Genomic DNA, 15,086 nt, shown 5'->3' with positions numbered 1-15,086 from the left:
AAATAAGTAATAACCATCTGCTTATAATAAGCAGGATGGTTATTACTCATAACGTTAATTAATTAATCCAGCCGGCGTTCTGTGTCAAATTTGGGTTTCTTTGTATCTCTACCAGCGGTATTGGCCAGGTATAGAGATAATCGCCCTGGAAAGAATAGGCATACACATTTGCACCCCAAACCTGTTTTACACCATTGCCGGTATAAAACACTTTATCTTTCCACGATTTCCAGCGTAACTCATCGAAATAATTAATGCCTTCATTAGGGAATTCCACACGACGCTCATTTCTGATGCGTTCCCTCAAATCAGCCTGGCCAGCAACTGTTGTTGCCGCGTTTGAGTTAAGCAAGGCTACACCAGCCCGTGCCCTCACCTCATTTACTTTAGCAATCGCCTCGGAGGTTAACCCTTGTTCATTCAACGCTTCAGCCCACATCAATAACACATCAGCATACCTGATCAGAGGAAAATCGGTTGGACCGTACGATCTATTGATCAACTCGGCATTACCTTCATAAACAAATTTCCTATATAGATAATAAAAAAGGCTCTGGGTATCGGTACGCAAGTCGCCGTTTACTGCACCTTCGGCACGGTACGGCCAGCGCGAGGTAAGCACAGCGTTAAGCGAATTATAAACCCCATTGTAAGTAGCATACGGCGTAATTACGTTGGCCGCCAAACGCGGATCGCGGTTAGCATACGCCTGCAATATCCGGGCCTCGTTCCCTGTGGGTAAATAAAGGCTCATTTGCGCGCCACGGGTTGTTGCAGCAGCAATTTCTGCAGGGGTAAGGTTATTTCGTAAAAAGAATACTTCCCTTTGTGCTGGTGTCAGGCTGGAATATCCTGGCAATACACTATCCCAATTAAAGGTTGAACCATCCAGATTTTGATAAAGGTCGACCAGGTTTGGAGATACCATATAATCATTCCAGCAGGAACCGAAAGATGACCGCGTGCCGCAGAACCATTGCGTGGTGGAACCGTAACCCGGTGTGCCGCCACCGGCAACACCTACATTCTGTATGGAAAATATCATTTCGCTGCATTGTTCATTTGCAGTTTTAAATAACGCCGTATAGTTGCCATAAAGCGCATAGCCTGCAGCTTTAACCAGCGCGAAATCGGCAGCGGCTAAATCCCATTTCTGCATATACATATAAGCCTTACCGCGCAAAGCATAAGCAGCCCCTTTGGTAACATGGCCATAATTGGCATTACCAGCTGCATAAATAGCGGGCAGGTTAGGTTCATTAATAGCTGCTGTAAGATCGGCCACAACCTGGTTCCAAACATCAGTTTCTGATGACCGGGCCTTAGTGGCCTCATCGGGTGTAAATGGCTCCAGGTAAATAGGTACACCTTTCCAAAGCTGATTAAGACGCAGGTAAAAATAAGCCCTTAAAAATTTACATTCGGCTATATAACGCGCCTTTTTAGCTGCATCGGAAGGCGATTTCAATGGGATGTTTTTGATTGCATCGTTTGAGCGCTGGATCCCTTCATATAAATTTTGCCAGGTACTGCTATAAATACCGTTGCCCGATGTGATCGTACCGGATAACATAGATTCCTGACTTCTTGTTTGTCCGGTAAACCCGAAACGGTCCAGCATATATAATTCCAATCCAGAATCGCCACCCGAGTTTTCACCTAATCTTAATGCCTGATATACCCCTGTCACTCCAAGGTCGGTTAAATTGTCCGTAGTCCACATGGTAGAACTGGCTACAGAAGAATAAGGAGAGGTATCAAGCAGGTTTTTTCTACAACCTGTTACAATCACTAAGGTTAATATTATTGTCAATATCTTTTTCATCGTTATTTTATTTTATGATTAAAATGTCGCGTTTAAACCAACAGCAAACTGACGCATGGTTGGGTAACCTACGCTGGGCCCTATTTCAGGATCTAAACCCGGATATTTTGTTATGGTGAACAAATTCTCTGAACTTAAGTAAATCCTGATCTTCGTCATAGACCATTTTTCAGTTATACTTTTGGGTAGTGTATAGCCTAACTGCACATTTTTAAGTTTGACATAAGAAGCATTATACAGATAAAAATCACTCGCCACAGCAGCATTTTGCACATCCGAAGTATTTTTAAGACGCGGATAATGCGCTGTAATATTATTAGCCGGATCGGCCGGGTTGGCATCATTATAATAATAATGATCATTAGCTACCAATGTACTAACCGCGTTACCCAAAGAGACGATGGAATTGTTATAGCCTATATCATTCCAATAATAATACATACCAAAGCTGCCCGCCCATATGGTAAACAGATCGAAGCCTTTATAGGCTACATTGAATTGCAGGCCGGCGTTGTACCTTGGGGTCGATGATTTTCCAGTAAGCCGTGCATCAAAGCTGTTGCCATAAATACCGTCACCGTTGGTATCAGCATAAATTAAATCGCCATAATATATCTTAGTTTTGCCAATAGCATTGCCGGGTTGAAATTTATAACCGGCAGCAACCATACTTTGCAGCCATGCCAGATCCTGTGGTGTTCTGATCATACCATCTTTAGGACCGCCGCTTACATTAACAGAACCGTCTGTATTATAATAATTTCCGTCACCCTTATAAACCTGGTACAAATAATATTCATTGATACCATGACCTTGTATAATGCGTGAGGTGCCCCCGCTTGAAACCTGGCCTAAATTAGATGAATAGACACTTGCACCGGTGGTAGCATCGGTTGTATAGCCTTCCTGCAGCACACCCTTATAATTTTCAACCCTGTTAAAGTTGTAGGCAAAGTTACCTGAAACATTATAGCTTATTTTTCCGGTCCTGCCTTTGTATCCAAGCGTTAGTTCGACCCCTTTGTTAGATACTTCAGCAATGTTTTGTGTTGCAGCCGAGGCGGTACCTACTGTAAGCGGTATAGTTGGCGTAAATAATATCCCACTGGTGTATTTACGGTATACGTCTAATTCGAAATCCAGTTTACCGTTAAACAGAGAACCGTCCAAACCTATATTAGAGGTTGTTGTGGTTTCCCATTTCAAGTTAGGGTTAGGAAATTTGCCTGAAGCCAAACCTGTTACCGCAGTACCATTAAAGGAATAGGCATTTGTATTGTAATTTGCCTGATAGTCATAATTACCAACCGACCCGTTATTACCTGTTTGCCCCCACGATGCACGTAATTTTAAATTACTAACGTAATTGTTAACGTCTTTCATAAATGGCTCTTCTGAAAGGCGCCAACCAGCTGAAAAGGCCGGGAAAAAGCCCCATCGGTTATTCGCTGCAAACTTTGAGGAGCCATCGTACCTGAATACCGCTTCGACCAAGTAGCGTTGTTTAAAAGCATAATTCAAACGGCCGAATATAGACCGTAAAGAATAATCGTATTTATCGCCAGTGCTGGCCGTAGGCGTAGTGGCCGAGCTAAGTGTGGTAATGGTTGGGTCTATCAGCCCCAGTTTGGTGGCGTCAAAGTAATAATAGTTATAATAGTATTGATTAAACCCTACCAACGCGCCAATATCATGATTTTTGGCTATAGTAGTATTGTATCTCAACACCGCATCAAACGTATACTGGGCATTCTTATTAAAATCATAGTAAGTGGTTAACTGACTTGCTGCCGCTTGTCCTTGTTTTAATGTATTGGTTGAGAAATCCCATTTTTCGAAAGGGATGGCATGTGAATTGTTCTCTTCAAAGCGGGTTTGGTAATTGAACTTGGTTTCCAAAACTAAACCTTTGTACAAATTTACATTGGCAAAAAGCGTGGTATTAATGCGCGATTCCTGATCGCTGCCGCCCGTAGTGTTTAAATAGCTGAGAATATTATTTGCCGTTGATGATTCTTCAGGCGCTGATGGGAAACCATATTTGCCGTTATAGATGGGATAAACACCTGGTGTGGTTTGCCTTAAAAAATTAAATGCGTTACCCGTACTGGCCAGTCCATAGGTTTGCACAGAAGCATATGTTTGGGTGCCCAACGTTAAAAATTTAGTTGCTTTTGTTTGCAGGTTCACTCTAAAATTATACCTGTCTGAGCCGGTGTTTTCCATCGTACCGGGGTTATGCAAATAAGCCGCCGATAATAAATACTGTGTAGTTTCATTTCCACCGTTTACAGATAAGTTATGATCCTGTAATATATTTTTCTCAAAAATGGCTTTTGCCCAGTTGGTATTAGGATATGCAATATAATTAGGCACACCAATGCTGTTTAAACCATTAGGGTCGGCGTTGGCTTTTTGCCAGGTAGCAATAGTTGTAGCTGTATATACAGGGGTTTGCCCCAGGTTAGCATAGCCTTCATTTACCAGTTGCATATGCCGCACATAATCTGAAACAAATGATGGCAGGTTGCTGGGATCTGTTTTAGAAGCAATACCGTTGTAGGTAATAGTAGTTTTATTCTTGGCTCCTTTTTTGGTGGTAACCAGAATTACACCGTTGGCGGCTAATGAGCCATAAATAGAGGCTGCGGCCGCATCCTTTAATATCGAAATGCTTTCTATATCATCGGGGTTTATGGCATCCAATACACCTTGTATTCCGTCAACAATAACAAGTGCGGTATTGCTATTCAAGGTACCCGTGCCCCTGATACGGATGGTAGCCCCGTCGCTGCCGGGCATGCCCGAGGTTTGCCTTACCGCTACGCCCGCGCTTAACCCGGTTAAGGCTGATGAAACATTAGCCACAGGACGGTTCTCCAAATCCTTCGAGCTGATTGTTGCTACCGAACCTATTACGTTTACCTTTTTTTGTACACCGTAGCCCACTACTACTACATCCGTTAAATTGGTGTTTTGATCTGCCAGCACGATATCAAGCGTATTGGCAGAGCCTACTGCTTTTTCCTGAGATACATAACCCACATAAGAAAATACCAGTGTGGCATTATTATCAGGAACAGTAATTGTATATGTGCCTGTAGTGTTTGTGGTAGTAATTGAACCACCACTTTTGACTTTAACTGTGACGCCCGGCAATAATTCTCCTTTATCATCTTTTACGGTACCGGAAACTTTCCTCGACTGGGCATAAGCGCCAGATACGATTAAAACCAACATCGATATGATTGCCAGGCTTTTAATAATAATTCTTTTTACGCTTAGACTCAAGTGTTTGCATAAGTAAATTTTCTCCATTTTAATTCATCTTAATTTTTAATTTTTTAATTAGTAAGTGTGCATGTTAGCATAACCGGGTACCATCTGTATTGGCCCCATTTCTGTAGCCTTATCAAAACGATAAGCGATCAGTATACCGGGGCAGGCGCTGGATTTATTGTTGGGAATGCTCAAAAAATAATTGTTTTCATAGTTGATTTATTTGGTTTAAACAAAACTGGAGTTAAAGCCTTATAAACGAGGGGTAAAATCCTAAGTAATTAGGGGTAAAATCCTAAAGGGGAGAACAACATTGGAATTATTTATTGTGGGGAGATTGGACGGTTCAGATTATAACTATTAAAATAGAGAGTAAACTATCGCATAGGCGTTTGGCAAAGTTTGCCGAGGCAATTGTGATTATTATGGACGCTCATAATTTCATAGCTCCGTTCTATATGTTTCTATTTGGTTTTGCGATTTTACCACAAAAACAAAATCCATGAAGTTTTTCGGATACGGCCACATCTACGAGCTAAGAAATTTAGGCACATGGATAATTTGGTTAATACCATACGAGATGCTAAAATTAAACGAGGCACCTATCTTACCTCATTCGGTAGTGATTAGTAATAGGCCATTTGCTTTTCTAATCTCATAGATAAACACCCCATTACTGAGTTCGAAACCAAAATACTACCAAAAGAATTATTTATCAGGGCCTCGTCTGCAACAAGTGAAGAAATAGCCTTCAATTATTAATGATAAACCTCAAAAAAACCGTCGGCTATTGCGGTGATTAAGAGTGAGCAAACATTGATTATCATCTAAAATTCAGCTAAATTTGTGTGCCAATCATTCCAAATAAACAAGCTATTTTGAGGAAAGTCTATTTTCTGCCAAAAATCATTTTTTTCTTATTGACTGCCTTTTTGGGTTTCATACCTGGCGCGTTTTCTTTTCAACAAATCAAATATCTTGGTATCGAACAAGGCCTTTCAAATAATGCGGTTACTTGTATCACTCAGGACCAATACGGGTTCATGTGGATGGGTACGTATGACGGACTTAACAGGTATGATGGTTACCAATTTAAAATCTTCCGGAATTTATGGGGTGTAAAAAACTCGTTGGTTGACAATCATGTTAAAAGTATCCTTGCTAATGGAAACAACATATTTGTAGGTACTCAAAAAGGCCTAATGTATTTCAGTTATAATGATGCACAGTTTCATAACCTGTATTATAAGAAACAAGGCACCGGACAATTGATCAAAATAAGTTCGGGCATTGATCAAATAACGAGTGACAAATTAGGCAATACTTACGTTGCCACCGATAATGTCGGGTTGTTACTTTTCAAGGGGGCCGATACTGTTGCAACCCAGCTTGCATTAAACCGTCGATATAACTATCGCGTTCAGGGCGTTGTAGCTGATCATGACGACAAAATTTGGTTGTTTGTCAACGGCACCGGGCTTTGCAAATATCAAACGGGCGGCAAGATCACCCTGAAAGCTGACGTAACATTTTCGGCCAATTGCTTAACTACTGACCCCTGGGGTTTAGTTTGGTTAGGCACCGATAACGGTATATACACTTTCAATGTCGCAACCAGCAAGACAGAACGTTTCGACAGCGCTGTTAGGTTAAGCAATTCCAATATTTTTAACCTAAGTGTTACTCGCCAGCACGAGTTATGGATTTTCACAAATGGTGGCGGCATTAATATCTGGAACAGTAGTCTGCACAAATTAACCTACCTTTTGCCGGGCGAAAATGACCACTCGTTGCGCAGTGGCGCTGTTACGGCGGGTTTTGAAGACAACAACGGCCGAAAATGGATCACCACGTTGCGTGGTGGTGTTAATATTATTGACACCAAGAACATTCCATTTCATGTTTATACGCACGATGTTTTTAACAAAAACAGCGTCATCAATAACTTTATACAGGCTTTTTGCGAGGACGAAAAACACAATGTTTGGATAGGTACAGATGGTGGCGGCTTAAGTTATTGGAATAGGCAGTCTCACCAATTTACAGGTTTTATCCATCAGCCGGGCTTAGGACATTTAAGTAGCAATTTTGTTGTTAGTATACTTAAAGATCGTACAAATAGAATATGGGTTGCGACTTTTAGCGGTGGAATAGATGCTTATGAAAACTCGACCAAAAGCTTCAAACATTATAGTTGTTTTGAAACACCAACCGGAAAGGAAGAGCGGAATTTTTGGAAGCTTTTTGAGGATGACCAGCATAATATTTGGGCCGGAAGCACATGGGGTGGTGCGCTTTACAAATACAACGCTGGTGCAGACAAGTTTGACCTTTTCGATAGCAAGCTTAGAAATATCCATACCCTTTATCAGGACCATGATAAAAAACTTTGGGGAGGCGATTATAGCAACCTTATTAATATAGACCCGGTACATCAGCGCCATCGTTTTTTTACAATAGGCCAGGCCATACGCGCCATTACTGAAGATAGCCAACACCACTTATGGGTGGGTACCGAGGGCGGCGGACTAATTAAATTTAATACGGCCAATAACACTTTTAAACGTTATACCGAAGCCGACGGGCTGCCCAGCAATTCTATCCTGAATATTTTGGTGGATAGGCATGATAACTTATGGTGTAGCACTTATAACGGGCTCACGAAGTTCAATCAAAAAGACAATAAGTTTTCTAATTATTATGGCTCGGATGGTTTGCAGAGTAACCAGTTTAGCTACAACGCCGCTGTAAAACTAAACACCGGCGAAATGCTGTTTGGCGGGCTTAAAGGTTTTAATACGTTTTACCCTGATAGTATAGGTTCATATGTGCATGCCTCCCGCTTACAATTAACCGATTTCAAGGTCAACAACGCATCAATAGAAGGCAACACTACTTATAGCGCTAATAAACCCCTGCATGCTGTTACAGATATTACCATCCCTTATGATCAGGCTACCATATCCATCAATTATACGGCGTTAGAATACTCTTTCCCCGAGAAAATATCATATGCTTATTACTTAGAAAAGTGGGACCATAATTGGAATTATGTAGGCAAATTAAAATCAGCCTATTATACCCGTTTAAATGAAGGCAACTACATATTGAAGATAAAAGCTACCAATACTGAAGGTATATGGAACGAAAACCCTTTAGTTTTACATATAACCATACTGCCTCCCTGGTATCGCACATGGTGGGCCTACCTGTTTTATATCACGGCGATTGGTTCGTTGGTTTATGCATTTTGGTTATACCGGCTTAGGCAAACGCGTTTGAAGTATGAGGTAGCTATTACTAACCTAAAAATGGAACAGGAAAAGCAAGCGAATGAACGAAAGCTCTCGTTTTTTACCAATGTTTCTCATGAGTTCCGTACGCCGCTAACATTAATTATCAATCCTATCAAAGACTTGCTGAAGCAACACAAGTCGTGGGGAGACGAACTTAATATTGTTTATCGGAATGCCAGCCGATTACTTGGATTAGTTGACCAGTTGTTAATGTTTCGTAAATCCGAAAGTGAGAATGCAGATATAAAAGTAAGCTTACTTAACTTCACCGATATTTGCCGGGAGATATACAGCTGTTTTACCCATCAGGCAAAAATAAAGCAGATAAACTATACTTTTGAATTCGCTAATGCTGAGATTGAAATATTTGCTGACCGCGAGAAGATAGAGATTGCTCTGTTTAACTTGATTTCAAATGCCGTCAAATTTACCCCCGAAAATGGGAATATCGCCATTACTGTAAATCACGATGAAAGCTCGGTGTATTTTGAGATAGCCGATTCGGGTATTGGCATCTCGGCAGATGTAGGCGAAAAGCTGTTTGACAAATTTTATCAGGTCAAGGACGCTAGTTCGTTAAAAACAGGTTTCGGTATTGGCCTTTACCTAGTAAAAAACTTCATTGAACTGCATAAAGGGACAATCACCTTCCAAAGCACATCAGGCGAAGGCACAACTTTCGTATTGCGTCTTCCTAAAGGTAAAGACCATCTTGCCGGTTATCCAATCATTGCTGCCTCAGCTGTAAAAAACGAGTATGTAGAAGAATTGATTGATGCCGAGGCTACGGAAACTTCCGTTTTGGAACCGATAGCGAATAATATCGAATTGATGATCTCGACAGCTCAATCTATCGTCATTATAGATGATGATGCCGATATCCGAGAGTACATTCGCAGTATATTTGAAAGAGATTACACTATTTACGAAGGTAAAAATGGCCAGCAAGGTTTAGAGTTGATCCAAAAAATACTGCCCGATGTAGTTATCAGCGATATAAATATGCCTAATCTTTCCGGATTAGAATTGTGCCGCATTGTGAAAGCAGATTCTCAGCTTAGTCATATCCCAATAATCTTACTGACAGGCGAACAAGCACCCGAGATGAAGTTACAGGGAATTGAAGAAGGTGCAATTGACTTCTTGAGTAAACCTTTTGATAAGGACCTATTGGTCGCCCGCGTAAAGGGTATCATCAAAAGTAAAAAAGAATTGCAACGCTACTTTTTTAACGAGGTAACCCTTAAAAATAATAGCCGAAATATTTCAGAGGAGAACAAGCAATTCCTATATAAATGCATCGAGATAGTCGAAAGCTCGCTTTTAGACCCAGTGTTAGATGTCAACACCATTGCAGATAAAATGGGCATGAGTTATTCAAACCTTTACAAGCGGATCAAGAGTATCACTGGGCAATCTATCAACGGGTTTATTCGATTTGTCAGGCTTCGCAAATCTGCTGAATTATTAATCGAAACCAACTGCAATGTTAACGAAGCCGCATTTAGAGTAGGTTTTGGCGATGTGAAATACTTTAGAGAGAATTTCCACAGGCAGTTTGGCCTAAACCCTTCCGAATTTATTAAAAAGCACCGCAATAATTTTCAAAACGCGCCCGAGGCTGTCAAAAGATAACGGCACGTAAAAAAGGCCCGCATAATGCGGGCCAGTTTTTTTTGGGGATTTATAAACCTTAAAATGTACTTACCAGCCGGGATTTTGGACCATAGCCGGCATTTTTCTAATCTCTTCATCCATAATCGGCAGCAGATACATTTCCGGCCTGAAAACGTGCTGACGGATGTTATTCTCTATTTGGTAGGTAAAAGTTAAGCCTACGCCGGTGGTAAGCGATCCGGCGCTGCCTACACGGATAGGGTGCATTACTTTGTTGTAGCCATTGGGCCCGCCGTTATAAAGCGTCATGGCTATTTTCCATCGCCTGATATCGTGCCAGCGCTGGTCTTCATAAGCCAGTTCAATGCGACGCTCGTTTTGGATAAAGGCGCGCATCTCGTCTGTGGTCATCGCGGCTTTCATACCGTAATTGTTATCGGCACCTGGCAAAATACCAGCCCTCGCGCGGATATCCCTTAACTTTGAATAAGCAAGGTCTGGCCTGCCCGTCTCGTTTATGGCTTCGGCATAGTTTAACAATATTTCGGCATAACGCATCAACGGCCAGTTACGTGCCGGGCTTGCGCCAACGTTATTAGTAATGGTGCTGTCACACATCTTACGGCAAAAATAGCCGGTGTTACCGCCTGACGAAAAAGCGTCGCCATTTGACCCGGTACCGGTAAATGTCCATACAAAATCTTGAATATTAGCGTTGCTTTGATACTTGGATCCGTTAAAAATGATGCTGAAGTTAAATCGCGGATCACGGTTAAAATAAGGATTGGCCGGATTGTAGCCTGACGTTGGGTCGGTAATGGCCTTGCCGTTACGCATCGGGAACGCGTCGACAATGTTTTGTGTCGGCCTTGAATAATTAGACCCGCTGCGTGTTCCCGGCAAATAGTACGACTCGAAATCTTTGTTATTCGGCCGCGATACCATAAAGATATATTCGGAATTAGCCCTGGTTAAAAACACGTTGTAAAAACCAAGCCCCGGTTTGCTATTGTCAACATTTAACGAATAGTAACCGCTGTTGATCACTGCTTCAGCAGCATCGGCGGCATCTTTCCAATGGCTAACATTGTACGTAGGATAGCTTACTACCGTCTTTTGCGCATCGCTTGCTGTGGCAAGCGCGCCACCATTAAACAGCGGACTGGCAGCATACAGCAGCAGGCGCGATTTAAGTCCCATCGCGGTGCCTTTAGTAACACGGCCAAAATCAAGGTCCTGGTAACCAAGCGGAGCAGCGGCACCCGGCGTTGGTAACAGGGTGGCGGCGCGGTCTAGTTCTTTTGACAAATAAGTAACAAAGTCGGCAAAGTTTTGGCGCGGCAGGTTGATAAAATCATCGATACCATATACCTGGTCGCCAATATTGGGCACGCCGCCGTAAACTATCAGCAATTGCATATAGTACCATACACGCAGGCAGGTGGCCTCGCCGCGCAAGCGGTTTTTGGTGGCGGCCGACAGCGGCGCCCGGTCGATATTGGCAAACAGCAAATTACAACGCCTGATGTTTTTATAAGGTGTGGCCCAAATGTCGGTAGCTTTAGGACTTGCCCCGTAATTAGCCGCCGAAAACGTCCCCTGGTAAAGCATTACCGAAGGCCGGGTGGCCGAACTAAGTGAATACTCGGCATCATCGGCCGAAGTTTCCCAGTTACCGTGGGTTTCCCACCGGCGCTTATTGAAGGAGAACCCGATACCGGCATAATCGGTGCTTCCGGCAGTTCCTTCCGCATAAATGCCGTTAACAAACTGGATGGTGCGCAAACTGTCTGTAAACACCTGTGTCTCATCCAGTGCGGTGGTTTTGTTTTCCAAAAACCCGGTAGACTTGGTGCAACCAGCAAACACTGCACACACACCTAATATCATTAATAATTTTTTCATCATCTAAAATTTTAAAGTACACTATACTTATTATACATATTTTAAAATGTAGCGCTTAAACCAAAATTAAATATTCTTTGCGGCGGATAATTGGTGCGGTCTGTCCCACTGGAACCGGTTGCCCCCTGGCCGATCTCTGGATCCAACTGATAAAGTTTATCGAGCGTTGTCCAGGTGATCAAATTGTACCCGTTTGAATAAATTTTTATCGATTTCATCTTGAGTTTCGAGACCCATTTATTGGGCAGCGAATAACCGATCTCCGCGGTTTTCAGGCGGATGTAGTTCCCTGATATCGCCCAGAAGGTTGAGGGATAGGCCCTTGAATCGCTGATGCCCGGGATAAATGATAATAACGGGAACTTGGCAGCATCACCCAGTTCCGGCGTCCATGCCTGCTGATGGATCGGCATAAAGTTAGAGCCAAACGGCTGGATAGCCTCGGCAATACCACGCACAGTAAAATTCATTGCTCCCTGGAAGAATACGCCGATATTAAAGTTTTTGTAACGGATGCCCAGGTTTAAACCACCTGTAGTATTGGGAACATTTGGATTTCCCTGTACTTTGGCGTCAAATCCGTCAATAATACCGTCACCGTTCAAGTCGGCGTATTTCAAATCTCCAGGGCGTACGGTAAGGCCGGCTGGTTTGGCACTGGCTGCAATATCAGCGGCGTCCTTATAAAAACCAATCCAGGTGTAAAGCCTTTGTGTATTAATGGCATGGCCGGTGTAGGATTGATAATCGTATAAATATGAAGGTTCGTCGGCAAATACAATTTTATTTTTGGCAATGGAGTAGGTGCCTTTAATATTGTAGCTGAAGTCCTTTCCTACTTTACCATTGTAAGTCACATCAGCTTCAAAACCCCTGTTGTTCACCTTACCTAAATTAACAGGAGGGAGTGTTTGACCAAAAGCCAGTGATACCGAACCAAACCGGGGGTCGGTTTTACCGCTGCGGTCAGTCAGGATATCGTACCTGTTGTTGTCAAAGTAATCAAAAGTAGCGGTTAACTTACTATTAAAAAACCCCATTTCTATGCCAAGGTCAAGCTTGCGTTCCTTTTCCCAGCTAACGTTCAAATTACCCAGGGTACCTTCATAAATCGCACTCGATGTATTGGCGTTCGGGTTACCAAAATATACCTGGTTACCTGCAGAGTTGTAAGTTTGCTGATAGTAATAAGTAAAGCTCCCCAATTTATCGTTACCTACAATACCGTAAGATCCCCTTACCTTTAAACGGTCCATTACGCTGATGTGCTTTTTAAAGAAACCCTCTTCGCTCACATTCCAGCCTGCAGAAACGGCCGGGAAGATACCAAAACGGTGGCCGGCCGAAAAACGATCGGAACCATTGTAGGCACCATCAAACTCGATCAGGTATTTTTGCCGGTAATCATACCCTATCCGCCCTACATAACTGCTAAAGTTGCTTGGGATAAAATTGTAGGTTGCACTGCCTGCCCTGGTATCCGATTGCTGCAGCAACAACGCTAACGCCGTTATGTGATGATCTTTAAAAGTGCGATCGTAGTTTAGAGCTGCCTGCGTAGTCAGGATCCTGATCGTGCTGCCATTACCCGATCCCCTGATCAACCGGCGCACCCTGAAAGTGTTGGCGCTGCGCGGCTGATAGGTGCCGGCTACCGGATCATAAATATAGGATGGAAACTCGCCACCCGACATGGATATGTTGGGATTGTTATAGTTAGATGCGTAGGATAGCGTGCCTTTTAATGAGAGGCCTTCGGTAATAAAGTTCAGTTTTTGGTTAAGGGTGGTCAGCAGGGTCATGTTGTTTTCAAATGTGCGGTTATAGCCCAGGTAAGTTAAGCGGCCTACAACATTATTCACATCATAAACAGTACCGCCTGTACCCGGGCTGCGTGCCCACTGGCTGTAACCTAATGATCCGTCGGGATTGTAAATGGGGTAGGCCCAGGGCGCAAGTGTCCAGATGCTGCCGTAATCGGCCAATACATCGTTCCAGCCGTTAGGGCTGCCCACCTGCGGAACATTAATGGTACTGATGTTTCCCGAGAGATCGATACGCAGATCGGTAGTTTTGGTCACTTTCATATCCAGGTTCGACCGGTAGTTATAGCGCTCGTTAAAATAGTTGTTATTAACACCTACCTGGCTGCCAAAATCGTTTACCATACCACCTTGGTTAAGGTATCCTGCCGATACAAAGTACTTTACGCTTTCGGTACCACCGCTAACATCAAAGTTGCCGCGGTATTGCTTAGCGAACTTTTTAAACAACACACTTTTCCAGTTAATATCCGGGTGGCCGTACGGATCGGTATGATCGCGATAGGCGGTCAGGTCTGCGTCGGTAAAAAACGGGGTTTGGGAGTCATTTTTGCGGCCAGCGTTGTAAAGGGTTGCAGCATCATAACTATCAAGGTAGGTTGGCATAATATCGGGCTGCTGTAAGCTTGTTTCACCGCGAAACGTAATTTGCGGTGTGCCAATTTTGCCACGCCGGGTGGTTACTATTACCACGCCGTTTGCACCACGCACCCCAAATACGGCAGTAGCTGCGGCATCCTTCAGGATACTTACCGATTCTATCTCGTTAGCATCAAGTCGCGAAAACTGATCGTAAGTGTATTCGATATCATCAACATAAATGGTTGGCGATGTAGTGCCGCTGTTGTACGAACTTACCCCGCGTATGTAAAAGGCCGCGCCATCGGCACCCGGACGACCTGATGATTGTTGAGAAAAGAAACCCGGCACTTTACCAGCCATGGTATTTTGTATAGCGGCAGCAGGGTTTGCCCTCAGCTCGGCACCCGAAACGGAACTTATAGCACCGGTAGTGGTTATTTTCTTCTGTGTGCCGTAGCCTACAATTACCACATCAGATAAACTTTGCCGTAGTTCCCTTAGCGTTATGTTAACTGTTTGCCCGCCCAAAACACCTATCTCCTGGCTTTTATAACCCACCATAGAGACCACCAGTATTTTTGCGTTTCCCTTCAGGGTAATTGTATAACGCCCTGAGGTATTTACCGCAACTGCGTTGCTGGTTCCTTTTTCGGTAACTACAGCGCCCGGCAATATCACGCCGGTAGTATCCTTAACCGTTCCCGTAACTTGATTGTTCTGCGCCATAAGCCTAACACTCGTTAAACAGGATATGGCCAG

Annotated in this window: 6 protein-coding genes; 1 reads left to right on the top strand and 5 read right to left on the bottom strand. The window is 43.2% G+C overall.

What is annotated here, in order from left to right; all coding sequences use genetic code 11:
• Positions 1–58: 58 nt before the first annotated feature.
• The 3 genes from IRJ18_RS05110 to IRJ18_RS21115 form a co-directional block, all read right to left on the bottom strand.
• Complete coding sequence (locus IRJ18_RS05110; RefSeq protein ID WP_194105122.1) at positions 59–1,825, bottom strand: RagB/SusD family nutrient uptake outer membrane protein; 1,767 nt, start codon at positions 1,823–1,825, stop codon at positions 59–61.
• A gap of 18 nt (positions 1,826–1,843) precedes the next feature.
• Positions 1,844–5,065: a SusC/RagA family TonB-linked outer membrane protein gene (locus IRJ18_RS05105; protein WP_228072559.1), complete on the bottom strand. Its 3,222-nt coding sequence runs from the start codon at positions 5,063–5,065 to the stop codon at positions 1,844–1,846.
• 108 nt (positions 5,066–5,173) lie between these two features.
• Positions 5,174–5,299, bottom strand: a complete 126-nt coding sequence (locus IRJ18_RS21115) for a hypothetical protein (RefSeq protein WP_262893258.1) — start codon at positions 5,297–5,299, stop codon at positions 5,174–5,176.
• A gap of 737 nt (positions 5,300–6,036) precedes the next feature.
• Here IRJ18_RS21115 and IRJ18_RS05100 point away from each other — a divergent pair.
• Positions 6,037–10,035 carry a hybrid sensor histidine kinase/response regulator transcription factor gene (locus IRJ18_RS05100; protein WP_194105120.1) on the top strand — a complete coding sequence of 1,333 codons (3,999 nt, stop codon included), beginning with the start codon at positions 6,037–6,039 and terminating at the stop codon, positions 10,033–10,035.
• 69 nt (positions 10,036–10,104) lie between these two features.
• Here the strand turns inward: IRJ18_RS05100 and IRJ18_RS05095 are convergent, their stop codons facing one another.
• Positions 10,105–11,922, bottom strand: a complete 1,818-nt coding sequence (locus tag IRJ18_RS05095) for a RagB/SusD family nutrient uptake outer membrane protein (RefSeq protein ID WP_194105119.1) — start codon at positions 11,920–11,922, stop codon at positions 10,105–10,107.
• 41 nt (positions 11,923–11,963) lie between these two features.
• Complete coding sequence (locus IRJ18_RS05090; protein ID WP_194105118.1) at positions 11,964–15,053, bottom strand: SusC/RagA family TonB-linked outer membrane protein; 3,090 nt, start codon at positions 15,051–15,053, stop codon at positions 11,964–11,966.
• Between the last annotated feature and the right edge of the window lie 33 nt (positions 15,054–15,086).

The organism is Mucilaginibacter boryungensis, from assembly GCF_015221995.1.
GTDB classification, from domain to species: Bacteria; Bacteroidota; Bacteroidia; order Sphingobacteriales; family Sphingobacteriaceae; genus Mucilaginibacter; species Mucilaginibacter boryungensis.
Note: the sequence above shows the minus strand (reverse complement) of the source record. Positions and strands in the feature narration are given on the sequence as shown.

Coding starts and splice junctions, on each gene's coding strand:
- IRJ18_RS05110 (WP_194105122.1), bottom strand. CDS start 1,825: ATGAAAAAGATATTGACAATAATATTAACCTTAGTGATTGTAACAGGT.
- IRJ18_RS05095 (WP_194105119.1), bottom strand. CDS start 11,922: ATGAAAAAATTATTAATGATATTAGGTGTGTGTGCAGTGTTTGCTGGT.
- IRJ18_RS05090 (WP_194105118.1), bottom strand. CDS start 15,053: ATGGCGCAGAACAATCAAGTTACGGGAACGGTTAAGGATACTACCGGC.
- IRJ18_RS05105 (WP_228072559.1), bottom strand. CDS start 5,065: ATGTTGGTTTTAATCGTATCTGGCGCTTATGCCCAGTCGAGGAAAGTT.